At 39.0% G+C, this 24,964-nt stretch carries 19 protein-coding genes; 3 read left to right on the forward strand and 16 right to left on the reverse strand.

Annotation, left to right across the window (positions count from 1 at the left end; translation table 11 throughout):
* Positions 1–761: 761 nt before the first annotated feature.
* From ACTQZM_RS04025 to hslO, 4 genes are all read right to left on the reverse strand, one after another.
* Positions 762–929: a hypothetical protein gene (locus tag ACTQZM_RS04025; protein WP_441652974.1), complete on the reverse strand. Its 168-nt coding sequence runs from the start codon at positions 927–929 to the stop codon at positions 762–764.
* Between the two features lie 272 nt (positions 930–1,201).
* A complete protein-coding gene (gene lysS, locus ACTQZM_RS04030) occupies positions 1,202–2,704 on the reverse strand; it encodes a lysine--tRNA ligase (protein ID WP_409194266.1) in 1,503 nt (500 codons plus the stop codon).
* Positions 2,705–2,810: 106 nt separating this feature from the next.
* Positions 2,811–3,809, reverse strand: coding sequence for a tRNA dihydrouridine synthase DusB (gene dusB / locus ACTQZM_RS04035; RefSeq protein ID WP_047334011.1), 999 nt, complete (start codon positions 3,807–3,809; stop codon positions 2,811–2,813).
* Positions 3,806–4,693 carry an Hsp33 family molecular chaperone HslO gene (gene hslO / locus ACTQZM_RS04040; protein ID WP_441652975.1) on the reverse strand — a complete coding sequence of 296 codons (888 nt, stop codon included), beginning with the start codon at positions 4,691–4,693 and terminating at the stop codon, positions 3,806–3,808. The genes dusB and hslO overlap by 4 nt, the downstream gene beginning before the upstream one ends.
* A gap of 363 nt (positions 4,694–5,056) precedes the next feature.
* Here hslO and ACTQZM_RS04045 point away from each other — a divergent pair, with 363 nt between their 5' ends.
* Entirely contained in the window at positions 5,057–6,103 is a 1,047-nt protein-coding gene (locus ACTQZM_RS04045; RefSeq protein ID WP_441652976.1) for a Fic family protein, read from the forward strand.
* A gap of 115 nt (positions 6,104–6,218) precedes the next feature.
* On the opposite strand, the gene ftsH is transcribed toward ACTQZM_RS04045, so the two are convergent.
* From ftsH to pth, 9 genes are all read right to left on the reverse strand, one after another.
* Positions 6,219–8,261 carry an ATP-dependent zinc metalloprotease FtsH gene (gene ftsH, locus ACTQZM_RS04050; RefSeq protein WP_113784916.1) on the reverse strand — a complete coding sequence of 681 codons (2,043 nt, stop codon included), beginning with the start codon at positions 8,259–8,261 and terminating at the stop codon, positions 6,219–6,221.
* Positions 8,262–8,329: 68 nt separating this feature from the next.
* Entirely contained in the window at positions 8,330–8,878 is a 549-nt protein-coding gene (gene hpt / locus ACTQZM_RS04055; protein ID WP_441652977.1) for a phosphoribosyltransferase, read from the reverse strand.
* A 20-nt stretch (positions 8,879–8,898) separates the two neighbouring features.
* Positions 8,899–10,287 carry a tRNA lysidine(34) synthetase TilS gene (tilS, locus tag ACTQZM_RS04060; RefSeq protein ID WP_441652978.1) on the reverse strand — a complete coding sequence of 463 codons (1,389 nt, stop codon included), beginning with the start codon at positions 10,285–10,287 and terminating at the stop codon, positions 8,899–8,901.
* Between the two features lie 308 nt (positions 10,288–10,595).
* Entirely contained in the window at positions 10,596–11,027 is a 432-nt protein-coding gene (locus tag ACTQZM_RS04065; RefSeq protein ID WP_016250337.1) for a S1 domain-containing RNA-binding protein, read from the reverse strand.
* A gap of 64 nt (positions 11,028–11,091) precedes the next feature.
* Positions 11,092–11,481: an FtsB family cell division protein gene (locus tag ACTQZM_RS04070; protein ID WP_349279722.1), complete on the reverse strand. Its 390-nt coding sequence runs from the start codon at positions 11,479–11,481 to the stop codon at positions 11,092–11,094.
* A 128-nt stretch (positions 11,482–11,609) separates the two neighbouring features.
* Positions 11,610–11,870 (reverse strand): RNA-binding S4 domain-containing protein, encoded by a 261-nt coding sequence (locus ACTQZM_RS04075; protein WP_016250339.1) that lies wholly within the window; start codon positions 11,868–11,870, stop codon positions 11,610–11,612.
* Positions 11,867–13,459 (reverse strand): putative polysaccharide biosynthesis protein, encoded by a 1,593-nt coding sequence (locus ACTQZM_RS04080; RefSeq protein WP_441652979.1) that lies wholly within the window; start codon positions 13,457–13,459, stop codon positions 11,867–11,869. Before ACTQZM_RS04080 ends, ACTQZM_RS04075 begins: the two co-directional genes overlap by 4 nt.
* A 7-nt stretch (positions 13,460–13,466) precedes the next feature.
* Positions 13,467–17,012: a transcription-repair coupling factor gene (gene mfd / locus ACTQZM_RS04085; protein ID WP_441652980.1), complete on the reverse strand. Its 3,546-nt coding sequence runs from the start codon at positions 17,010–17,012 to the stop codon at positions 13,467–13,469.
* Positions 17,013–17,088: 76 nt separating this feature from the next.
* Complete coding sequence (gene pth, locus ACTQZM_RS04090; RefSeq protein ID WP_047341634.1) at positions 17,089–17,649, reverse strand: aminoacyl-tRNA hydrolase; 561 nt, start codon at positions 17,647–17,649, stop codon at positions 17,089–17,091.
* Positions 17,650–18,214: 565 nt separating this feature from the next.
* Here pth and ACTQZM_RS04095 point away from each other — a divergent pair.
* Positions 18,215–19,180, forward strand: coding sequence for an L-lactate dehydrogenase (locus tag ACTQZM_RS04095; RefSeq protein WP_047341635.1), 966 nt, complete (start codon positions 18,215–18,217; stop codon positions 19,178–19,180).
* Between the two features lie 123 nt (positions 19,181–19,303).
* Here the strand turns inward: ACTQZM_RS04095 and ACTQZM_RS04100 are convergent, their stop codons facing one another.
* The 3 genes from ACTQZM_RS04100 to ACTQZM_RS04110 all read right to left on the reverse strand — a co-directional run bounded on the left by ACTQZM_RS04100 (position 19,304) and on the right by ACTQZM_RS04110 (position 23,673).
* Positions 19,304–20,719: a L,D-transpeptidase family protein gene (locus ACTQZM_RS04100; RefSeq protein ID WP_441652981.1), complete on the reverse strand. Its 1,416-nt coding sequence runs from the start codon at positions 20,717–20,719 to the stop codon at positions 19,304–19,306.
* Between the two features lie 93 nt (positions 20,720–20,812).
* Positions 20,813–22,336: an ATP-binding cassette domain-containing protein gene (locus ACTQZM_RS04105; RefSeq protein ID WP_441652982.1), complete on the reverse strand. Its 1,524-nt coding sequence runs from the start codon at positions 22,334–22,336 to the stop codon at positions 20,813–20,815.
* Positions 22,337–22,956: 620 nt separating this feature from the next.
* Positions 22,957–23,673 (reverse strand): class A sortase, encoded by a 717-nt coding sequence (locus ACTQZM_RS04110; protein ID WP_441652983.1) that lies wholly within the window; start codon positions 23,671–23,673, stop codon positions 22,957–22,959.
* Positions 23,674–23,725: 52 nt separating this feature from the next.
* Between ACTQZM_RS04110 and hemH the strand changes: the two genes are divergently transcribed.
* A complete protein-coding gene (gene hemH / locus ACTQZM_RS04115; protein WP_441652984.1) occupies positions 23,726–24,697 on the forward strand; it encodes a ferrochelatase in 972 nt (323 codons plus the stop codon).
* The last annotated feature ends 267 nt before the right edge of the window (positions 24,698–24,964 follow it).

A 24,964-nucleotide genomic window follows, 5' to 3' on the forward strand; every position in this document is an offset into this window, starting at 1 on the left:
GCGTTCGTCCTGAGCCAGGATCAAACTCTCATAAAAAGTATTGATAAGTCATAAATGACTTTAAGCTCAAAATTGATTTTGCTAGCTATTGCTTGCATGTATTTTTCTTTAACTCAAAAGTTAAAGACCCTACACATTGGTTGTTTGCATTTATTTGTTCAGTTTTCAAAGGTCTACTGTGTTGCATCGACAACTTCTAAAGTTTAACACTTTGTAATTTGTTTGTCAACAACTTTTTTCAAATAATTTTCTGAATTGTTTTTCAATTCAGCGACTCAATCAATATATCATCTTGGAACTTTTTTGTCAACAAGTTTTTTTATATTTTTTTGAGTGATTTGAAAATTATTTATTAACTTGAGAAAACCTTTATCAAATCAAGGCTCTATCTCAAAGACAAGTAATACTATACCAAGATTTCAGCTTTCGGTCAACAAGAAATTTAAAGTTTTTTTGTCATTTTTAAAACTTTTGCAAAAACTGGTACATTCACAACTATATTTGTTTTATTATTCGCTTTTTTCATAATAATAATACTGTTTCTTCTAAAATTATCGCTTTTTCGTTCATTACTTCTATTTGTTTATATTATATTGCGATCACTTGATTGCATCGGAATTTCAATCACTTCCAACATAAATTGACAAGAATTTAAAGCAAGAAGCGACCAATTCATAAATTTCTGAGATAACACTCGAAACCAAGTAGGTGCCTTCTTCGTTTTGGATAACTGGTTGCTAAATATTACGACTAGCTAAATTTCAAAGTGAAATTTGAGATAAGATATAACCAAATGAAGTAAATTTCCGTTTGACTTGTTCGAATTTTGGTACCTTACATACATCAAGCTCCATATCGGAAATAATTAATGATTTCACTGGCAAGGCTTCTTGTGGTAGTTCGTACTCAAGTACTACCTGTAAAATCAAATCAAAGACACCTTATAGATTAGTATTAGCAACTTCATCGTAGGTCGTTAAAGCTTCCAACTGATTCATAAATTTCTGACCTTTCATTCCCATTAGATGAAACTTCATATATTTACTTAGCTAGCCACTTCGGCGTATAGACATACTCGACTAGTAAAATCTTTATGCCTTGGAAAAACTTATCCGTTCGTAGCTGATCAACTCGCCTCACATTCTTATTCAAAAACGCCTAGAAGTCTCCTGTACTTCTAGGCGTTGTTTGTATATTATGCTTATTTTTCGACGTTTTTAAGAGTTGGGAATAATAAGACGTCACGGATAGATTGAGAATCAGTTAGCAACATCACTAGACGGTCGATACCGATTCCTAGGCCTCCGGTTGGTGGAAGACCATGTTCTAGTGCTTCTAGGAAATCTTCATCCACACCATGCGCTTCATCATTACCAGCTGCGCGTTCACGTTCTTGCGCTTCAAAACGTTCTCTTTGATCGATTGGGTCATTCAATTCCGTAAAGGCATTGGCAAACTCTTTACCCACGATGAACAATTCAAAACGGTCAGTGAAACGAGGATCTTCAGGGTTTTTCTTCGCAAGTGGAGAAACAGCCACTGGATGACCATAAACAAAAGTAGGTTGACGTAAAGTATCTTCTACAAATGTTTCAAAGAATTCATTGATAATATGACCGATTTCCATCGCATCAGTAATTTCTACATTGTGTTCTTTGGCTAATTGACGTGCTTGTTCAATCGTCATTTCTTGCCAGAAGTCGACACCTGTTTTTTCTTTCACGGCATCTACCATGTGTAAACGTCTAAATGGTGAAGTCAAATCAATCGCTTCTCCATCGTAACTAATTTCAGTCGTACCTAACACTTTTTGAGCAGCATTGCGGATAATGCCTTCTGTAAGGTCCATTACATCTTTATAATCAGTGTAAGCAGTATAAGCTTCTAACATGGTAAATTCAGGGTTATGAGTCGTATCAATCCCTTCATTACGGAACACACGAGAAATTTCGTATACTTTTTCCATACCGCCGACAATCAAACGTTTTAAGTGTAACTCTAAAGCGATACGTAAATAAAGGTCTGTATCTAAAGCGTTATGGTGCGTGATAAATGGACGAGCCGCTGCCCCCCCTGCTTGATTGTGTAAGACAGGCGTTTCAACTTCGATATAGCCTTGAGAATCTAAGTAACGACGAATTTCGCTGATTATTTGGCTACGTTTCATAAAACGGTCAAAACTTTCACGGTTACTGATTAAATCTAAGTAACGTTGACGATATCTTTGTTCGACATTGGTTAGTCCATGGTATTTATCAGGTAATGGGCGCAATGCTTTCGATAAAATTTCAAAAGTTTCAGCCTTGATGGACACTTCACCGGTATTGGTCTTCATAATTTGACCAGTCACACCATAAAAGTCCCCTAAGTCAGCTTGTTTGAATAATTCATAGGCTTCTTCGCCGACTTCATCTTTTCTCACGTAGATTTGGATTTGACCTTCGCGATCTAGTAAATGCGCAAAACCAGCTTTCCCTTTACCACGTTTGGTCATCATACGACCGGCAACGCTAGCTTTTAAGTTTAAGTCATGTAATTCTTCTTTTGTTTTGTCATCATAAGCTTCGTGTAATTCTTTTGAGTTATGGGTACGCTCAAAACGTTTACCGAATGGGTCAATGCCTTGTTCGATTAGTCGTTCCATTTTTTCACGACGAACCAACATTTGGTCATTCAACTCTTCTTGTCTTTCAATTTCAGTCAAGATATTTTCCTCCGTTTCAAAATTTGCACTCATCCATAATATTGCCAATGAAAGGCGAAAAAATCAAGCGAAATTTAGGAATTGCTTGATTTTTTTCATCTATCTATTATCGCACAACAGGATTTTCCTCCGTTTTTTTCAAGAAGTCATCCAATAATTGAATCATTGTTGCTTTATCTTCCGTTTGGTTAATCGCTGCTTTGACTTTAGCCGCACGTGGAATGCCTTTTAGATAGTAAGCAGCATGTTGACGGAATTCACGTGAAGCGACTTTTTCCCCTTTTAAATCAATTAAACGGTCGAAGTGAATTTTCGCAATATCAATCTTTTCTCGCGGGGTTGGCTCTGGTAATAATTCACCCGTTTCCAAATAATGGACGGTGCGTTTAATCATCCATGGATTACCTAAAGCAGCCCGACCAATCATCACCGCATCGCAGCCGACTTCCTCTAACATTTTCTTTGCATCTTCTGGTGTGCGGACATCGCCATTGCCCATAAATGGAATGTCGATGTTTTCTTTGACTTGACGCAAGATTTCCCAGTTTGCATGTCCTTCATACATTTGCACCCGAGTTCGACCATGCATTGCTAAAGCCGCTGCACCTCCTGCTTGAGCCGCTTTGGCATTTTCCACAGCGAATAAATGCGCTTCATCCCAGCCAGTACGCATCTTCACAGTTACCGGTAATTTCACCGCAGAAGATACCGCATCGACCATTTCATAGACTTTATCTGGATCTAATAGCCATTTAGCCCCGGCTTCAGCTTTGATCACTTTATTTACCGGACAACCCATGTTAATGTCGATAATGGCTGCTTTAGTATTCGCTTCAACAAACTGAGCCGCTTCTACCAAGCTATCTTTATTGCCACCAAAGATTTGCACGCTTAATGGATATTCGCGCTCATCGATGTAAAGCATGTCTAAAGTCTTTTTATTGCGGAAATGAATGCCTTGGTCACTAATCATTTCACACACGACCAGACCGGCCCCTGCTTCTTTGACTGTCACCCGAAATGCCGCATTAGAAATTCCAGCCATCGGTGCCACTACGACTCGGTTTTTAATTTCAATATCGCCTATTTTCCAAGTATTTGTCATTTGTTTTCCTCAATTTCTGTGATTAATCCTTGTAAGTCTTGCTCAGAGAAGTGATATTTATTCCCGCAAAATGAGCAAACTGTTTCTGCGCCATGATCTTCATCTATCATTTCTTGTAATTCTTTGGTCCCTAAAGTAATCAGTGCTGTGGCGAATTTGTCTTTGTTACAATCGCACTTAAAGCAAACTGGTTGGGTTTCAAGATAAAAAATGGTCGTGTCATCCAAAATGGTTTCTAAAATTTGTTCTGGCGTCATCCCACTATCTAAAAGACTAGATACACGTGGCAGGCTGGCTAATTTTTGCTCTAGGCGTGAAATCAGCTCTTCACTTGCACCCGGCATAATTTGTAGCATGAATCCACCTGCTATTTGAATCGTGTCATCTGGATTTACCAAGACACTTAGTCCAACTGCTGAAGGGATTTGTTCAGAAGAGGCTAGATAATAGGTGAAATCTTCCCCTAGCTCACCAGATACAATCGGTGTTTGACCGGTAAATGGTTCTTTCAAGCCTAAATCTTTAATCACGACAAATGACCCTTGCGTACCCACCGCGCCTCTGACATCAATTTTTCCTTGCGCATTTAATGGTAGGGCAACTTTAGGGTTTTGGATATATCCTTTAACTTCTCCTTTGGCATTTCCATCGACAATGATTGCCCCTGCTGGACCGTCACCTAAGATTTTTACGGTTAATTTATCTTCCCCTTTTAAAGTCGATCCTAAAAGCAAAGTTCCCACTAAGGCACGACCTAACGCAGCCGATGCCGTATGCCAAGTTTCATGTCTTTTTTGCGCCTCTGCTACGGTATCTGTGGCATTCACCGCATAGGCACGTACCACACCATCATAGGCCAGCGCTTTTACTAAATAATCAGCCATTTTTCTCCTCCTTTGGCTCTTTTCACTTTTTCCTCGATACCTAAAGATAATACCGAATTCACGGGAAAAATTCAAATTTAAAGTTTAATTGCAAAAAGAGAACAGCACGGGGGCTATTCTCTACTCATTTCCAAACGCCATTGCATCTTACATGACTCCAGAAAGTTCAGTGGATTCAGGTTTTAGTTTTTCACCATAAAGTATTCATCCAGCCCATCAAATAGCGGTAAAATCCCTAAATTATTCGCTATAACAAAGTCGAATTACTTGCTTGATCATACATTTCCCTCCATAATCGCCTAACACCTTAACAATCGCCTAAAATAGAGTTATAATTAGGCGAAAAGTGAAGGAGGTAGGCGAATGAGAATTTTTAATTATGAAAATCTAGCAAGTATGAAGTGGGATAGCGAAGTTGTAAATCTCCTCACCCAAATTCATGAACATAAGGGAAAACAAGAACTTTTTCTTCAAAGAAAGCCTGCTGTTTTAGATAAATTAGTGGAAATTGCTAAAATTCAAAGTGTAGAGGATTCTAACAAAATTGAAGGTATTGTTACGACATCAGTAAGAATTAAGGAATTGATGAATCAAAAAACAACACCTAAAAATAGAGATGAAGAAGAAATTCTAGGATATAGAGATGTGCTCAATACAATCCACGAAAGCTATGAATACATCCCAATTAATAGTAACTATATTTTACAACTTCATAGAAATCTATTTAAGTATAGTGAGAAAGGTATAGGTGGCCGATATAAGAACACTCAGAATACTATTGTAGGAAAAGATGCAAATGGTCATACCATCGAAATATTTAAACCTTTATCTCCATACGAAACGCCCGCTGCAGTAGAACAAATTTGTAACGAATTAAACAGGGCTCTTGATAGAAAAGAAATAGATTCACTCCTTCTAATCCCAATTTTTATTCATGATTTTCTATGCATCCACCCTTTCAATGATGGCAACGGAAGAATGAGTCGATTATTAACCACACTCCTTCTTTATAGACAAGGATATTTTATTGGAAAATATATCAGTTTAGAAAGTAAAATAGAAAAAAATAAAGATAGCTATTACGTATCTTTAGAAAAAAGCGGAATCGGTTGGTCTGAAAATAAGGATAATCCTCTACCATTTATCAAGTATATCCTTAGAACAATATTAGCCGCTTACATTGACTTTGAAGAAAGAGTAGATTATGTAGATGAAAAAACACCTACAATAACCCTTGTGAGAAATGCCGTTGATAGCAAATTAGGGAAGTTTACAAAGAGTGATATTATGGAATTAGTGCCTAGCGTAGGAAGAGCAACAATTGAAAATATGCTTAAAAAACTTACTGAAGAAGAATACATTGAAAGACATGGTAAAGGAAGAGCGACATTTTATGTAAAAAAACAATGAGCAACTATAGACAGTGAATTTTAAGATAAAAACCAAATTGAACCTTTTCATTTCTCTTTTCTAATTACCCACAATTAAAAAAAGCGACCGATTGCTAGAATCAGTCGCTTTTTTCTTATTCTTCAGTTGTATCATCTGGTGTGATTGTCGTATCTTCATCAGATTGCGCTTGTTTTTTCGCATCACGTTCTTCTAGGGCACGTTTTGCTTCTTCATAACTTTGCGCTTTTTCACTTGGAAATTCAGATTCATCTTGTGCAGGCATTTTCCCTGTTTCAAACAAGGACTTGATTGCCTTAGCATCTAATGTTTCAAACTCTAATAATTTTTCAGCAATTAATTTATGTTTGTCACGATGCGTTTCGATGATTTCACGTGCTTTATCATGAGCTTCCATCAAGATACGGCGAACTTCTTGGTCAATTTCATAAGCAATTTGTTCAGAATATGCTTTAGTTTGACCATAATCACGACCAATAAAGACTTGATGATTACCTTCGTATTGCACAGGTCCAAGCTTGTCACTCATACCATATTCAGTCACCATGCTGCGCGCTAAGGCTGTGGCTTGTTCAAAGTCATTGGAAGCCCCGGTAGATTGAACACCAAAGATAATTTCTTCAGCTGTACGTCCACCTAATAGACCAACAATTTGTTCGAACATATCGTCTTTGGTTAACAACATTTGATCTTCTTTTGGTAAAGCAATCATGTAACCACCGGCGCGTCCACGAGGGATAATCGTTACCTTGTGTACAACACGCGCACGAGAAAGCACTAAACCAACAATGGTATGTCCGGCTTCGTGATAGGCCACCATTTCGCGCTCACGTTTACTAATGACGCGGTCTTTCTTAGCAGGACCAGCAATCACGCGGTCTTCAGCTTCATCAATATCAGAAGCATCGATTTTCGTTTTATTACGACGGGCAGCCACTAAAGCCGCTTCGTTTAAGACGTTTTCCAAATCAGCCCCGGCAAATCCTGGTGTTTGTTGGGCGATTACTTTCAAGTCGACGTCATCAGCCAATGGTTTATTTTTCGCATGGACGCGTAAAATAGCTTCACGACCTTTGACATCGGGACGACCGACTAAAATTTGACGGTCAAATCGGCCTGGACGCAATAACGCTGGATCCAAGACGTCTGAACGGTTGGTAGCAGCAATGACGATTACGCCTTCATTTCCACTGAAACCATCCATTTCAACAAGCAATTGGTTAAGGGTTTGTTCACGTTCATCATGTCCGCCACCCATACCAGCACCACGTTGACGACCCACTGCATCAATTTCATCGATAAAGATAATGGCTGGTGAGTTTTTCTTCGCAGTATCAAATAAATCACGTACACGACTTGCTCCGACCCCGACAAACATTTCTACAAAGTCTGAACCAGAGATAGAGTAAAATGGTACGCCTGCTTCACCGGCAACTGCTTTGGCTAATAAAGTTTTACCGGTTCCTGGAGGTCCTTCTAGTAACACCCCAGCTGGAATACGTGCACCTAATGCTGAGAAGCGACGTGGATCTTTTAAGAATTCCACCACTTCGACTAATTCTTGTTTTTCTTCTTCAGCCCCAGCTACGTCAGAGAAACGCACGCGGTTGGCTTTTTTATCGGCTTCTTTGGCTTTTGATTTACCAAAGTTCATCACGCCACGGCCACCACCGCCACCACCGGCTTGTTGACCCATAATCATGTAGAAGAAGAATATCATGATGACAAACGGCACCATGCTAATTAAGAATGAAATCCAAACACCGCTGCTAGATTCTTCCTTAATGGTTGTATCTACGTTATGTGTTGCTGCCAAAGATGTAATTTCACTTAATGTGGAATCATTTGGCAAGACAATCGTTGTAAAACTCGTTGACTTCGTGCTAGTTGAACCTAGAATCGAAAGTCCACTGTTATTACTTACTGTTTGTTCATCTTTGTATTTCCCGCTAATTTTGTAGACGCCATTTGCCGGTTGTACGGAAAATGACTTGATTTTACCGTCTTCTAATTGCTCAGTAAATTTCGAGTAGTCAATCGATGGTGACTGACTGCTACCATTGCCGACAAAGAAGATTAAAATCCCCGCCATTGCAAGAAGCACAAGGATGTAATATAAGGTATTTTTTAACATACCATTATTATTTTTTCTGTTCATCGAGCTCCTCCTTGCCCTTGTTTGTCTTTTATTGACCTATATATTTTAACATAAGTATCAATATTTTTTTACTCATTTGTTTGATAAATTTCAGGTTTTAATACCCCAACATAAGGTAAATTACGATAACGTTCGCAGTAATCTAAACCATAGCCGACCACAAATTCATTCGGCACATCAAAGCCAACATAATCAGCTTCGATATCCACCGCGCGTCCTTCTGGTTTGTCTAAAAGGGTCACAATGGTAATCGAATTTGCTTTACGATATTTGAATAGGTCTACTAAATATGCCAAAGTACGACCACTATCAATAATATCTTCCACGATTAACATGTCACGGCCTTCTACATTGGTATCAAGATCTTTCACAATTTTGACCTCACCAGATGACACTAAGGCATTTCCGTAACTTGAAACATCCATAAAGTCGATTTCCACATGGCTATCCATCGCACGAATAATATCCGCCATAAAAGGAACAGCCCCTTTTAAGACACCTACGACTAAAGGAGTTTTTCCTGCAAATTTTTCTTGTAATTCCTTACCTAGTTCTTCACAACGAGCGGCGATTTGCTCTTTTGTAATCAATACTTTTTCAATGTCATTCATCAACATGACCTTATCCTCCTTAAATGCTACTCTATGTATCGATAGACCAGTATGTAACGTATTTTATCAGTTTTAGCATCAATACTCAAATAAGAATTCACAAAAGGAAGCAAACTCATGATATTTTTTGACGCATCTAAGACCACAATTGCCTGCATTCTTTGTGCTGTCGGCATCTTTTCGTCAATAAAATACCGCCGAACCTTTTTTGTTAAACTTGCACTTAACGCGATTTTATCCCCAGGTTTTCTCGGGCGTAACGTTAAAACCGGATTTAATTCTGCCAAAAATTCATGGCGAAATTCTGAGAAATGTTTGACTTTTTTGGGAATTTTTTCCTCCCCTGCGACAAACAAGCCCACCCAACGATTTTCATCAATCATGATTGACTCGCCCACTTTGAGCGTGTAGCAAAAATCTTGACTCGTCACTTTTTCTTTTTGACGCGCAATGATTAGCTTGTCTTGGCTGGCTTGAATTTGCCACTGGTTTTCTACCGAGAGTACAAAAGTAAGGCGCTTCTCGGCAAGTAGGTCTAACACTTGCGCTACATGGGCTTCTTTTAAGGGAATCTGCGCTTTAAGTGATAAGCGATGAAAAATCCCCTGTAAAGCAAAATAGCGTTTCGCCGGTGTGAGTTGCAAAAAGGGTTCAAGCAAAATCTGATAAGTATCGTACCTTTGTCTGACAAGTGTATCATACCATGTATCTTGCATTTCTTCCAAGATTTCCTGTAAAAAGTGCAGCTGCTCACCCAAACGCGCCACTTGGTTTAACGCTTGCGGATTTTCGCCTTTTAGCACTGGCAGTACCTGATGACGCATACGATTACGCGCATAGGCAAGACTTTGATTGGTTTCATCTTCAAAATAGGTTAATCGCTTTTCGTGCGCATAATCATAAAGTGTCTTTTTATCCGTAAATAGTAAAGGACGGTACAATGGCAAGTCGGTCTCAGGAAGCACACTTTTGGCTTTCATACCAGCTAGATTTTGAAAATTACCGTACTTGACTAACTTCATCAGCATGGTTTCCAGTTGGTCATCGCCATGGTGGGCCGTTAATAGACAAGTAAATCCTTGTGCTTTCATCACTTGGGCAAAATAACGATATCTTGCTTTTCTTGCCTGCGCTTCAAGATTTGTGGTCGTTTTTTCTTGCCAATTTGCCGTAAAGAAAGGTAATTGGTGTGTTCGGCAATATTCTTTTATAAAGGCTTGTTCTATCGCTGCACTTTCTCTTAGTTGATGGTTAAAATGCACCACCGCCATTGGGATTTTTGCAAAACATCGCTGCATCAAATCAAGCAAGACCATCGAATCCACGCCACCAGATACAGCAATTAATATCCGATCACCGGGCTTAAAAAAAGCATTTTTTTGACAATGTTGATAGAATTGTTTGGCTAAATCCATAGCACACCCCTTTCCTTATTTGGCGACATCACTCGGACTTTCCCGACATTCCGGACAACCTTAGCTGCTTGGAGCTAATCGACCCGGCTCACATCCTTATAACTCGGCGTTCAACAGCTAGACATTGTGAAGTTCGCCCTCCCGCTTGAGAAAATCCCCTTTCATCCGATTTTCTCAGCGGTAGGTAAGCACATAAATTTCTTCGAGGCTTTCCGAGCTACTTCACGACCTTATAATAAAACGAGCATCAATTAAGTCTCGTCTGGAATAATGAGTACTTAACTGATGCTTAGAAATAATAATTTGAATTAGCTACGACGTCCGCCACGTCCACCGCGTTTGCCTTCTGTATTGCGGCGTAAAGAAGCTAGGCGATCATCGCTATCCTTTAAGAATGAACTCATCAGCGCATCGAAGTCTTGCTTAGGTGCATTTTCTTTGCGGCCATTATGATTTTTGTTAAATGGTTTTTTGTGTGAATGTTCCTTCTTTTCTTCTTTTGGCTTGTCAATTGCTTTACGAATGGATAAACCAATCTTCCCATCTTCGCCTATAGCAGTTACCAAAACAGTCACTTCATCGCCAACTTTGAGTACTTCATTAATGTCTTTGACGAAACCATTTGAAACTTCACTAATATGCACTAGGCCGGTTTTTCCCTTTCCCAAATCTACAAAAGCACCAAAATTGGTAATTCCTGATACTTTTCCTGGTAGTTTTGCTCCAACTTCGATTGACATAAAAAAATAGTTCCTCCTAATATAACCCTTGTATATAATTCAACGTGACTTGCACGATGGATCCTTAATCATTTGAATCGCTAGTCTCCGGCAACACATAAACTAGCTCTCCTTCTTTTGTATAAAAATAACGACTTCTAGCAAGTTTACCCACATAGTCATCGTCTTTTAATTGCGCCACTTCTTTTTCTAGAGCAGCCTTTTCTTCCTTAGTCGTTTTATTCTTTTCCTTTGTTTCTTGTGCGTAAGTCTTTAATTCACGCAAACGCATTTGATCTTTGAAAAGCGCCACACCTGCACTAGCAAACAAAATAAAGGCAATCGTGAACAGGAGGGTCAAACGACGTCTGCGAAAGATTAACTGTCGCTGTGTATAGTTAGTGCTTGCATGAAATTGTTTGGTTGCAGCATTATCCAACATATGTACATTATCTTTTTTTGCCTTTTTCAACACCCTTGCCTCCTATTGATTCTTTCATACTTGTCAATTATACCAATATCTAAAAACAATGTCTAGATAGCTAAATTGAAAGTCAGACAAAAAATAGCCTTCCTCTTTTTTAGAGAAAGACCATTTTCTTTTTAAGCTTCTATGCGTTTTTCAGAAAGAATTTCATACATCTTACTTGCATCTTCTTTTTTTGTAGAATCTTGCAAAGCGAGCACTTTGACTTCAAGCGTTTTATTGCCAAATTGAATTTGCAATACATCGCCGACTTTTAACGTGCTACTTGATTTGGCTAATTTGCCATTAATTTGAATTCGTCCTTTATCTGCTACTTCCTTGGCAACAGAGCGACGTTTAATGATTCTGGATACTTTTAAAAATTTATCTAATCTCATTTTTTCCCTCGCATTAATACTAAAATTTGTTTTCCTTTTGGTAATAAGAGCCACTCACGAATCGTCAATAAGCGGACTTTTAAAGCTGTTACTAAAAATAATGTCGCACCAATTATCACGCCGAGAATACATACCGCTAATGAAGCCAGCCGCGATAAGTCAGTCGGTAAAAGCTGTAGATAACCGATTAACCCTATCGTCATCACTAATAAACACACAGCTAATTTTAGCACAAATTGATCTTCTTTCCAAAATCCATTGACTACACGACTTGTCTTTAGCATAAAATAGCCCAAAGCATATCCTAAAGCAAGAATGGTGGAAAGACTCGCACCATTAATCGAAAAGAAAATCGTGAGCGGATAAGATAAAATCATTTTTAGCACAATCGCACCTACAACAGCATAAAAAGCCGGTCGAAAATGATTTTTGCTTTGTTCAATGGCTTGGTAACTCTGAATCATCGACATCATAAAAATCGCAATAGCAAAAATACTCAAGGCGCTACTTCCTAAGGTGTCTCTAAACAAGGCTTTATTCATCAAAGGTAAGATTAAAATCAGCCCCACGGTAGCCGCACTCGCCAAGGTAGCTATCAAACGCAAATACATCTTACTAGAACGTAGGTGAGAAAATTCCTTCTCTTGCATCTGATAACGGGTCAGATTAGGCAGAAAACTCGCAGACAAAGCGGTTGAAACGACTAAGCCTAATTGTACAAAAGGTTGACCACGGTCGTAAATGCCTTTTAAATTTTGCGCCTCAAGCATAGAAAGCCCCGCCTGATGCAATCCGTTCGCAACTGTAAAGCTATCCACTAACTGAAAGACAATCAATAGTCCGGTATAAAGCGTAAGTAAGCCACCTTCAATTATTAAGCGTGATAACAGATAGCGTTCGGTTTGGAAAAGTTCTTTGATTTGTGCCACAGACGGCCAAGCAAAGTGTAGCCAAGATAACTGTTGCTTTTGATATTTCTTTAAAATGCATAAGGCAATTATCCCACCAATCACTGAGCCTGTCATCGCCCATTGTGCCGTCTGGTAGACATCAAAATACCCGAAAGAAAATCCCAAAGCTGCCAAAATGATGATGAGTACGCGAATCAGCTGCTCATATACCTGGGAGACCCCACTAGCTAGCATCGCCAATTCACTCTGATAAGCGCCACGATAAATAGAAAGCAACGGTACTAAGAAAAAGGTACAGGCACTCACCATCAACACACCAGTTAATCGTTCATTGCCCATCCATCTGGCAAGCAGTGGACTCAGTAGCAGCAAACCAATCGCCATCGTAAAAGATAAAATCACCAATAGTGGAAAGATTTTCGCTGCTTTTTTCTGTTTTTCTAAATCATTTGGACTTTCCGCTAAAAACTTGGATAAAAATTGCGGAAAGCCTGTTAACGCCAAAGTCATCGCTACTCCATAAAAGGGGTAAGCTTGCTGATAGACATAAAAGCCCAAATCACCCACAAAGTTTTGGAAAGGAACGCGATAAACCGCACTTAAGATTTTTGATAAAAAGGCCGCAAATGTTAATATAAACGCCCCTTTGAGTAATTGTTTCATACTTTTATCGGACATTGGATCCTCAATTCTGCACATCTGTTTGTTTTTGTGCGACTTGTTTTTCGTATTTTATGTCACGTAAAGCTTGCATAAATTGATTTAATTCCATCAGCCAGACCATCGCCGGCATTTTTGGTGTCAAGCTTAAAGTGATTTCCATCTTATCTTTGGCTTGGTTCATATTTGCTTTTAATTTGGTAGCCGTTAATGCTTTAAACAAATCTTGCACCACATATTGCTGCGTGCCGACTTTGCTCAAGGTAATTTTGACAGCTAGTCCTTGTTTTTTCACAGCTTCTACTAAGGCACGTTCTGCATTCATTTTTAACTCACCGACTGCTAATAAATGCGCGACTTCATCTGGATATTCTCCAAAGCGATCGAGTAAATCATCTTGTAACTCGTCCAGTGCTTCTTGACTATCCAACTCGCGAATCCGTTTATAAATCTCGATTTTTTGCCGTTCATCTTCAATATAGCTCGTTGGTAAGTACGCATCCAAGCCCAAATCGATTTCGACCATCGTTTTTTCCAATTGGGTATTTTTCCCTTGCTTGCGATTGACCGCTTCAGCTAGCATTTGCGAATACATATCAAAACCGACTGAATCGATAAAGCCGTGTTGTTGCGCACCTAATAAATTACCCGCACCACGAATCGATAAATCACGCATCGCAATCTTAAAGCCAGAACCCAACTCAGTGAAGTCCTTGATTGCTTGGAGTCGCTTTTCACTGACTTCATTTAAGATTTTTTGCTGTTCATACATAAAGTACGCATAGGCTACACGATTACTACGGCCCACTCGACCACGCAATTGATACAAGGTAGAAAGCCCCATATAATCGGCGTTTTCGACAAATAACGTATTGGCATTTGGAATATCGACCCCAGTTTCAATAATTGTTGTCGTGACCAAAATATCATATTGGCCTTCAATAAAGTCAAATAGCGTATTTTCTAGCTGAACTTCTGTCATCTGTCCATGCGCAAAGGCAATCCGAGCATCAGGAACTAAAGCTTGGAGTTCTGCTACTTTGCTTTCGATACTCTCCACCCGATTATATAGATAAAAGACCTGGCCGCCTCGAGCCATCTCACGCATAATGCCTTCACGAATCGCCCCGGCATTATACTCCATCACATAAGTTTGAATAGGATAGCGATTGGCAGGTGGCGTCTCAATCACTGATAAATCACGCACACCTAACATCGACATATGCAACGTTCGCGGAATAGGCGTGGCAGTTAAGGTTAACACATCCACTTGGGTACGCAATTGTTTCAAACGTTCCTTATGACGGACTCCAAAGCGTTGTTCCTCATCAATGACTATCAGACCTAAATCACTAAAAGTCACGTCTTTAGAAAGCAAACGATGGGTGCCAACGATAATGTCAATTTGTCCATGTTTAAGCTGTTCGATGGTTTCGTTTTGTTGCTTTTTGGTTCTAAAACGACTCAGCAAGCCAACATTTACTGGAAATCCTTCAAAACGTTCCAAAATCGTCTCGTAGTGTTGCTGTGCCAAAATCGTAGTAGGCACTAAGAAGGCGACCTGCTTACTTTCTTTAATGGCTTTAAAGGCTGCACGCAAAGCTACTTCTGTCTTACCAAAGCCGACATCTCCCACCAACAAGCGATCCATTGGTTTTGCTTTTTCCATATCTTTTTTGATTTCAGCGGCACTCTTTAATTGGTCCGGTGTCTCTGAATAAGCAAAAGCATCTTCAAATTCTCGTTGATAGCCATCATCTGGTTGGTACGCATAGCCTTTTTGCGCTTCTCGTTTGGCATATAGCTCAATCAAATCATCAGCAATATCTTCAATCTTTTTGGCAACTTTACGCTTGGTCTTGGTCCATTCGCTGCCACCTAATTTGTTAATCTTAGGTTGCTTAGATTCTGAAGAGACATACTTTTGAATTAAGTTCAGCTGCGTCACCGGGATAAACAATTTATCATCATTTTGGTACTGAATGGTCATGTAATCTTGGTGGACGCCATCTACTTCCAAAGTCTGCAATCCTAGATACTTCCCGATACCGTGATTGGCATGAACGACATAATCGCCCACTTTTAATTCGTTATAGCTCTTTAAGCGTTCGGCATTGGTAATATTTTGACGGCGTGCTCGTTTTTTTGCGACTTTTTGGAAGATTTCACGCTCGCTAATCACCACCAAATGACTTTCTGGCAATTCAAAACCAGCTTGTAGCTCAGAAACAATTATCTGACTACGGTTAGTAAAAATCTTCTCCGGTGTGGTTTCTACCGCATAAATTTCGTGCTCTTTAAAGGCTTGCATCAACTTTTCTTGTTGGGTCGTGCTGCTGACTAAAAAGAGGACGGTTTGTTGTTGGCGTTCAAAGCGGTCTACTTCTGCCTTCAACAAGCCCATTTGTCCAAAGAATTGCTGCATCGGACGGTATTGTACCTGACAAATCGCCTTGAAACGCAAATTACCCATCCCTTTTTGGAAAAGGGAGAAAAAGGTAGTTGGCGCCTTGTGTTTGGTTAAGAGTGGCTGGATTTCCCGGAAAAATTCTTGGCTTGAAAAAATGCGCATTTCTTCTAATTTTTGGGCTACCCATTCCATCGTTTCTTGCTCTAACTGACGGGCTGATTCCATTACACGGGCATAGTCATCCACGATAAAGTAATGCTCATCGCTAAAGTAATCTAAAATCGTGACTGGCTTGTCGTAAAGTAAATCAACATAGTAATGAACGACATCAGTGGCTTCCAAATGGCGCCAGCGTTCCATCAACTCTTGGAAATACTCGGTTAAACGCACTTGATCTTCTTCATGCTTAGTTACGGCCAGGCGCTTTTGTAATAACTTTTCTACTTTTTCAATTCCGCGGATAAAATCTTGCGGAAGAAATACATACTCACTCGTCGGCGAAATCAAGACTTCCTCAATCTTTTCAATCGAACGTTGGGTTTCTACATCAAATAAACGTAAAGAGTCAATCTCATCATCAAATAATTCGATACGGCATGGATAAGTCTGGTCAAGCGGATAAATATCAATAATGCTGCCACGAATACTAAATTCACCTGGTTTGGCTAACATTTGCTCTCTTGTATAGCCCATTAAAGTTAATTTTTGCGTGATAGCTTCTAAATCCAAGGTTGCCCCGATTTTTAAAGCGAGATGACTATCTTGCCAAGTACTTTTTGCTGGCAAAGCTTTTCTTAAACTTGCAACCGGCAAAATATAAATTCCTTTTTGCCCTGAGCTAATCGCATTTAACGTAGCGACACGCTGACTTTTCGCTTCAGGGGACGCAAAAGCCATCTCCGCAGATAGTACTTCATCCACCGGGAACACAAACACTTCATCTATCTGCGTACGTAAATCATCGGCTAACTGGTTGGCATAAAACAAGTTAGGACAGATGATCACAATTGATTTTTTTAGCTGTTGAAATGTATCGATTAAAGCTAAAGTCTTGGCCGAACCTGCTAACCCTAAGACCAGTTGGCGCGATAAGCTTTCTTGTAATCCTGCTTGCCAAGACGCAATGGCCGGATCTTTTCCGACGATTCTTGCTAAACTCATTAAAATCCTTCCTTCATGTTATTTTTGAAACAGACTTAGCCACTTTTACTTTTTTATCAGTAAAAATGGCTGATGATTAATTAAATTGATTCATGGTTTTCATAAAATCATTGGTCTGGATAAAATATTCCAGAGCTTCGACTGTTTTATCCATCGCTTGGTTGATAACAGGCTGTTCATCCTTATCAAAATTGGTCAATACATGGTGAATGACCGTCTGATTTTGTTTTGGCCGAGCAATTCCGACTTTGATGCGGTTAAAAACTTGACTATTCAGATGTGAAATCACACTTCTGACCCCATTATGACCCCCAGCGCTTCCTTTTTGACGCAGACGAATCTTCCCTAGTGTCAAATCTAAATCATCATAAACAATCACTAGCTCTTCTGGATAAATATTGAAATAAGTCATCAACGGTCCAACTGCTTTTCCTGACTCATTCATAAAGGTTTGCGGCTTCACGAGTAGAATCTTTTCCCCATTTTCAAAATACTCGCCGACCAAGGCTTGGAAGGCATTCTTTTTAAAGGTTACCTGATGTTTTTTTGCCAATTCATCAATAACCATAAAGCCGACATTATGCTTGGTTTTTTCATATTTTGTTCCCGGATTTCCCAGGCCTACAATCATTTTCATGAATATTTTCCTTTCAAATTTAACAAAAAATCTTCATTATCCTACTATTAATTGTCAAAAAAATCAATAGCTTTGCCTATTCAGTATAGCACACTTCCGAATGATAGCGAATATTTCGTGATTTTTGTTTTCTATTTTTATGAAAATCATTTACGAAAAACACCAAAACTGAATTTTCTCATCTGTACCACTCTATGAAAATAAAAACATAAAAATGAAAAGAGTGTTTTTTCATTATATGCTAGCAAAATATCATTCTCTATCCTTTTCATCTATCGCAACAAACAATCTTGAACCTTACTTTCAAACACATAAAAATCAAGAAACGACCTTTTTTATCTCCTTTTCCTTCTTGTTCGTGAAGCAACGAACGAAGAATGAGAATTTTTCTCATTTTAGTGTATATTTTCACAATTGAACAAAGCCGATTTAAAGCCAAAGAAAACATTTGCATAAAAACAGTTCAAAATTCTGTTACATTTTTTGAAAAAAGTAATGACAAATCTTCGTGAAAATGGTAGCATAGACATAGAAATAAAAATCTTTGGAAGGATTGGTACACAAGATGTCAAACGAAAAGAAACATCAAAAAGTTATTCTAGTTGGAGACGGTGCTGTAGGTTCTAGTTATGCATTTGCGTTAGTTACTCAAAATATTGCTCAAGAAGTTGGGATTGTTGATATTAACAAAGCAAAAACTGAAGGAGATGCCATTGACTTATCTCACGCTTTAGCTTTCACTTCTCCAAAAACAATCTATTCAGCAACTTATGAAGATGCACATGATGCTGATCTTGTAGTCATCACTGCGGGTGCCCCTCAAAAACCAGGTGAAACTCGTTTAGACTTAGTACACAAAAACTTAAAAATCAACCGTGAAGTCGTAACATCAATCGTTAACTCAGGTTTCAACGGTATTTTCTTAATCGCTGCTAACCCAGTAGATATCTTAACTTACTCAACATGGAAATTCTCAGGTTTCCCAAGAGAACGTGTTATCGGTTCAGGTACTTCATTAGACTCAGCTCGTTTCCGTCAAGCACTTGCTGAATTAGTAGGTGTTGATGCTCGTAACGTTCACGCTTATATCTTAGGTGAACACGGAGATTCAGAATTCCCAGTATGGTCTCACGCTAACGTTGCTGGTTTACAAATTTACGATTGGGTTAAAAGCCATCCTGACATCAACGAAGAAGAAATCGTTGACTTATTCTTCAGCGTTCGTGATGCTGCTTACACAATCATTGAGAAAAAAGGTGCTACTTTCTACGGTATCGCTGTTGCCTTAGCACGTATCACTAAAGCTATCTTAGATGATGAAAATGCGGTATTACCATTATCTGTTTACATGGACGGCGAATATGGCTTAGAAGATATCTTCATCGGTGCCCCTGCTGTAATCAATGCAAAAGGTATCAAACAAGTTATCGAAATCCCATTAACTGATGGTGAACGTGAACGTATGCATGCTTCTGCTAAACAATTAAAAGAAATCATTGATGAAGCATTTGCTAAATTAGATGCTGAATAAGCACTAAATATAGATAAGTAAAAAACGTCTATCTTGATTCTTCAGGATAGGCGTTTTTTATATTTCTAACAAAAAAACACCTACTTATGGAGCAAATACCATAAGTAGGTGCCTATTATTATTTTAGAAAATCACTACTGGTGTACCGACTTCAACCGCATTGAATAGTTGCGCCATCACACTAGGTGGTGTATTCACACAGCCATGAGAGCCACGGGTTTTCCATAAATCGCCCCCATAAGCAGGTTGCCAATCAGAATCATGAATACCGACTCCCGTCCAATCCACTGGCATCCAGTAACTTACTGGACTTGCGTATTTACTACCATCATCATTGGTACCACGTAAAGTTGCATTGCGTTCTTTCTTCCAGATGTAGTCGACTCCCTTAGGTGTAGGGGTCGTTGGTTTCCCTGTGACGACATCCGTTTCAATGACTACAGCACCATCTTTGTAGTACCACATGTGTTGATTTGTTAAGTCTACTTCGATATAGGTGTTCCCTACAAGTGGTTGACTCGCTTTAGCACTCCCTTTTGTAATTGGTGAGCGCGTGAAGTTTTCTCCAGCTAAAATTTGTTCAGTAAGGGCGGCGGCTTCATCTGCCACTTGGATACTCCAACTTAGCGTTCCCGATGGTACGCTCACTGTGCCACGTTTTGTACTATTAAAACTTGTTGGGTTCGTGCTAGTATTGTATTGATTGGCCAATTGTTGCACATATGCTTGCACTTTTTCTTGATTCAACGTTACTTGTTTATTTTCATAAGTCACCCAATCCGCAATTTGTTCAGTTGGAATTTGGAAAGTGGTGCCATTAATCGAATAATTAGCTTGAACTTGAATCACTTTATTCACAGTGTTTAATTCTTCTTGTAAGTGCGCATCTTTAGAAGTTACGCTTGGTTTTTGAATAAAATCATTTAAGCTGACAGATGTCTGACCACTCTTTAAACCTTTTTCAATGGCCTTCATCGCTTGGTCTACATTGAAATTATTTCCTTGAACTTCTGGCGTAATCACAAAACCTGAAGCCTCTCTGGCAATTCCGGCGTCTTGTGTTTGCGTACGCCCTTGATTGACTTGATCTAGCTCAGTCTTTAAGCTATTTAACTGTTGTGTTAACACTTCTTGGTTAAAAGTTGTTTTATTCGCAGTGGCTTTCTTACTTGAAAAGAATGATCCACCCCAAGACCAAGGATTTTGCGCCTTTAAGATAGATTCCAAAGTCGCTTTTGAATTTGATTCCATCCCAAAGTCAGACTTCTTGATTTCTTTAAGCACTTGATTGTCTAACTTAATTTGGAAGGATTGATTTTTATGTTGATCATCCACGGTTTTTTGTGCTTGCTCCAAGGACATATTGCTAATTTCAACGGCTTCTACCTGGGTGTTAGGTAAAAAATGTTTTGAATAATAATTGCTGCCCAGTGCATAGCCGCCGACTGCTACAATCCCAACAGCAGCAATGGAGCCAAGGATGAGTTTGGTATTTTTATTTTTTTTATGACGTTTTCTTCTATTTGAAACTTCTGGCATATAAACACTCTTCCCCTATTTACTTTCTGTATCAATTATCATACCACATTTTCCCCAAAAAAGTTTTAACATATGCTTAAATTTTATATTTGCTTAAAAGATACGCTGTAAGCCGGTTTTATCAAGTTGATAGATTTTCTCGCAAACCTGTTCTAGAAAATAACGATCATGCGATACCGTCAGCAAGGCGCCGTTATATTGCTGAAGTTGTTGTGTTAAGACTTGGTTGGAAGTTGGCGATAAATTACGCGTCGGTTCATCTAGCAATAATACATTAGCTTGGGATAAAAGTAGGCCTAAAATCACCAATTTTGCCCTTTGACCGCCAGATAGATAGGCTATAGGGCGCTGCATCTCTTGAACAAAAAACTGCAAACTACCCAGATAAGTCATCACTGTTGCTTGATCTTGCTTGGTTTGGGATAACAAATATGCGACAGGACTTTGCGTGGTATCCAACGCTTCAAAATAATTTTGTGGCATATACTTCATTTGAATATCGGTTCGCTTTTGTAGCATTTCAGCGATTTTGTGTAAGAATAGGCTCTTACCAATCCCATTATTGCCCACGATACCTACTTTTTCTTGACCAAAAAACGTAAAATCAATCTGCTCAACCAATATTTTATCCGCGACTTTAAGCTGATCATTTTCTAAGTGAATGAGTGGCTTACTAGAAGGCACCGCTTGAACAGTCTGCCATTTTAAACCAATTACCTCTTCTTGTTGCGGCATTTCGGTAAATTGAGCGCGCTCTTTTTCAAATCGTTTTTCACGAGATTTTAAACTCGCCATTTTTTTCGCTAACAACCGCCCCTTCGTATCCAACTTAGTGGTTCGCAATTGATGTTGGACCTTTTGCTTGACCTGCTGGAGTTGAGCATTACGTTTTTTATCTTCGCTTCGTTGCTTAAGAGCGATTTGCAACTGTTTATCTGCCGCACTTTTTCTTTGTTCAATATAGGTTTGGTAATCTTCTTTGACAAAATGGACGACGGCACGCTGTTGATGCGCAATTTTTTCCAGATGAATGATGCTTGTTGCGGTATTTTTTAATAACACTACATCATGTGAAATATAAAGTATTGCTAAATCACTCGTTCGAATAAAGTGTTCTAACCACTGGATACTTTCATAATCTAAATCATTCGAAGGTTCATCCAATAACAATATATCCGGATGATGTAACAGAATTTTCACTAGCTGGATTTTGATTTTTTGCCCACCAGAAAGTGTACCCATCTTTTGGCTTGAATATAGAAAATCTTGATCCAATTGAAAATCACTCGCCAACTTTGCTAAGTAGGAATAATCAATTTCATTGGCATCTAAATCACAAAACAGAAAATCATAGACACTTAATGGTTCATCTTTGCTAGGTAAAAATTGCGGCAAATACCCAATTTGCTGAAAGGTACATTGATAACTGCCTTGCGCTTCTAAATAATCATTGACTTCAGGGCAGCGACAAAGCCACTTTAGTAACGATGACTTACCCGTTCCTTCTTCTCCGATAATAGCGACCTTATCCCCCGCATGAACAACGCCCGTTAAGCCATCTACCAAACGAAATTGGTCTTTTTGGTGGATTAAGGTTAAGTTTTGAAACTGCAACATAAACATCCCTCCTCGTGTATTTTCTGAACGAATGCATTTTTTATAACCAAGCTGCTTGGAGCTGATCAACCCAGCTCACATCCTTAATATCGGCGTTCAGCGACTAGCCACTTCGGCGTATAAGCCAGCTCGTCTGGGAAAGTCTTTACTTCTCGGACTTTCCCGACGTTCTGGACAAACTTATACGCTCGTGGCTGACCAAGTCGCTTCACGACCTAAAAAAAAGATACTTACTTTTGTTATTAAACAACAAGAGTAAGTATCTTTGCATGCAAATATATAGGATGATGACTGCAGCTATTAGGCTTTCCTACTACGATTGCTAAATTTGATGGTGCAAAACTCTATGTTTAATAACGCATCTATCTTGTTTTTAGCAAAAGTAGCCAATGCACAACAGTCCTTTCTTTTTGGAGCAGCTAACTTAGCGCTCGTATTTACGACTTCATTATCACTCAATTCTCATCAAAAGTCAATCTTTTTTTAATCTGTGTTTGGCAGCTAGTCATTTTGAAAATTCGCCCCAACGATTGTGAAAGTCTTTAAAACTAACTGATTTTCACATCTGTGGGTACGCACGAGTTTTCTCATGTCTGCCCAATCTGCCACACATCCTTTTTTTAGTGATTGCTATTCATCTCAAAGGCTTCTTTCATCGCTTTGGTTCCATGGTCAAAATCAACAATTTCTTTTAATTCACCTTGAATGACGCGTCTGGTTTCCCCGCTCATTTCACCACAAGTCACCAGTGTTACCAAGCGTTTTCCTGGCACCACATCTAGCAAATCCACCCGATCAGGAGAAACGCGCTGATTGTTAATCGCTTGGTAGACATAAATTTTAGATAAATCTGTCAAATAAATTTTGTCGCCCACTTTCACATGATCAAGCGGCGTAAATAACAAACTTTCATCAAACATTCGATGGGAAGCAAGGCCATAATTTCCCTCGCCCATCTTCTGTTGCTCACTTGTCGTCCCAGCTCCGTAAAGCAAAACTTCATTGGCTAACCCTTTAAATATCGGCAAATTCACTTTTACACTTGGAATGGCAATCCCACCAATCACCGGCAAATCTTTAGCACTTACTTGGTTTTTCATAATTGCTTCTAAACTAATCGGCTCGACCTGATCAAAATCAAAAGTTGCCCGAGCTTTTTCATTGTCTTTCACTTGTTTTTTATCTAATTTCGTCACCTGATAGCTGTTGATTTTTTGATGGAGTAAATATTTTTGAATCGGCTTATTAAAAACTAAAACCAAGCCCACAACTAATAAAACAACTGTCAGGATATTTAGAATAACAGAGACTAGCTTACGTTGTTTCTTTTCCGCCATATCGCACACCTCGCCTTTATTTATAACAAAATTATGCTATAATTTCTTTGTTATGTCCAGTAATTCAATTGTAGAAAAGGTGAATAATTTGAAAAAAGGTGTACTCATCATCAATCTTGGGACCCCTAAAAGCCCTGAGGTGAAAGATGTGAAAAAGTATTTAAAAAAATTTTTAAGCGATCCACGAGTAATTCAAATGCCGCGTTGGTTTTGGTTGCCGCTTTTAAATGGTATTATTTTACAGACGCGTCCCAAAAAATCAGCACAATTATATCAACAAATTTATACAGACCAGGGGTTTCCATTGCTTCATTATACGCAAGCACAAAAAGAACACTTAGCGCAACTCTTACCTAATTATGAGGTCGGGTTTGCTATGAGTTATAGCGATCCAAGTATTGAAGACGCCCTAGATGCCATGTTAGCCAAAAAGGTAACGGATTTGACGATTGTACCGATGTATCCACAATATTCTGGTACCACAGTCGGTTCGGTATTTGATAGCGTGATGAATTATTTTAAAGGGAGCGATAAAATTGTTACTACGCGATTTATTCGTTCTTATTATGACCATCCCGATTATATTCAGTACTTTGCTGAAAAAATCAAAAACTTCCTGACCCATCATCAGGTGGATGCCATTTTGTTTTCTTACCATGGCTTACCTGAAAGCTATGTACAAAAAGGGGACACCTATCCAGATGAATGTCATAGCACCACGCAAGAAATCATGGCAAAAGTCGGTCCTATTCAGTATTTTGAAAGTTTCCAATCCAAATTTGGTCCCGGAAAATGGCTCACTCCGGCTACTGATGCCCTGATGAAAGAACTACCGACACAAGGAATCAAAAATCTCTTAGTCGTAGCGCCGGGATTTGTCGTGGACTGTCTGGAAACCATTGAAGAACTTGAAGAAGAAAATAAGGCGTACTTTTTACAAGCTGGCGGCCAACATTTTTACTATTTGCCACCCTTTAATGCCGATTCTGATTTCGCCCAATTAGTAGTGAAATTACTATCCTAGCCGCCCTTTTCATGATATAATGAGGGTAAGAAATGGAGGCGATTTTATGTGGTTAGATGTATTAAAAATTGTCGTTGTTGTCTTCGTTTTAGGTGCGCTTGGTTTTAAGGGTCAGTTCTTGACTCGTTGGCTAAGTGACTTAACAGAAAAAAGTAAATAATCGTATAGAGAGCTGATCTAAGTGGAGTGGCTCTTTTTTTAGAATTCGCTACCAATGTTGATTTACTTTTTTCATGATGTGCTACAATTAATTATATAAATATTCTG

The sequence above is a fragment of the Enterococcus cecorum genome (assembly GCF_052119425.1).
GTDB lineage: Bacteria > Bacillota > Bacilli > Lactobacillales > Enterococcaceae > Enterococcus_E > Enterococcus_E cecorum_C.

Bases quoted from the DNA above. Each gene is read 5' to 3' on its own strand.
- ACTQZM_RS04105 (WP_441652982.1), bottom strand. From the start codon at position 22,336: ATGTTGCAGTTTCAAAACTTAACCTTAATCCACCAAAAAGACCAATTT.
- mfd (WP_441652980.1), bottom strand. From the start codon at position 17,012: ATGAGTTTAGCAAGAATCGTCGGAAAAGATCCGGCCATTGCGTCTTGG.
- ACTQZM_RS04080 (WP_441652979.1), bottom strand. From the start codon at position 13,459: ATGTCCGATAAAAGTATGAAACAATTACTCAAAGGGGCGTTTATATTA.
- ACTQZM_RS04065 (WP_016250337.1), bottom strand. From the start codon at position 11,027: ATGTCAATCGAAGTTGGAGCAAAACTACCAGGAAAAGTATCAGGAATT.
- ACTQZM_RS04075 (WP_016250339.1), bottom strand. From the start codon at position 11,870: ATGAGATTAGATAAATTTTTAAAAGTATCCAGAATCATTAAACGTCGC.
- hemH (WP_441652984.1), top strand. From the start codon at position 23,726: ATGTCCAGTAATTCAATTGTAGAAAAGGTGAATAATTTGAAAAAAGGT.
- ACTQZM_RS04100 (WP_441652981.1), bottom strand. From the start codon at position 20,719: ATGCCAGAAGTTTCAAATAGAAGAAAACGTCATAAAAAAAATAAAAAT.
- ACTQZM_RS04045 (WP_441652976.1), top strand. From the start codon at position 5,057: ATGAGAATTTTTAATTATGAAAATCTAGCAAGTATGAAGTGGGATAGC.
- tilS (WP_441652978.1), bottom strand. From the start codon at position 10,287: ATGGATTTAGCCAAACAATTCTATCAACATTGTCAAAAAAATGCTTTT.
- ftsH (WP_113784916.1), bottom strand. From the start codon at position 8,261: ATGAACAGAAAAAATAATAATGGTATGTTAAAAAATACCTTATATTAC.
- dusB (WP_047334011.1), bottom strand. From the start codon at position 3,809: ATGACAAATACTTGGAAAATAGGCGATATTGAAATTAAAAACCGAGTC.
- pth (WP_047341634.1), bottom strand. From the start codon at position 17,649: ATGAAAATGATTGTAGGCCTGGGAAATCCGGGAACAAAATATGAAAAA.
- ACTQZM_RS04110 (WP_441652983.1), bottom strand. From the start codon at position 23,673: ATGGCGGAAAAGAAACAACGTAAGCTAGTCTCTGTTATTCTAAATATC.
- hpt (WP_441652977.1), bottom strand. From the start codon at position 8,878: ATGTTGATGAATGACATTGAAAAAGTATTGATTACAAAAGAGCAAATC.
- ACTQZM_RS04095 (WP_047341635.1), top strand. From the start codon at position 18,215: ATGTCAAACGAAAAGAAACATCAAAAAGTTATTCTAGTTGGAGACGGT.
- hslO (WP_441652975.1), bottom strand. From the start codon at position 4,693: ATGGCTGATTATTTAGTAAAAGCGCTGGCCTATGATGGTGTGGTACGT.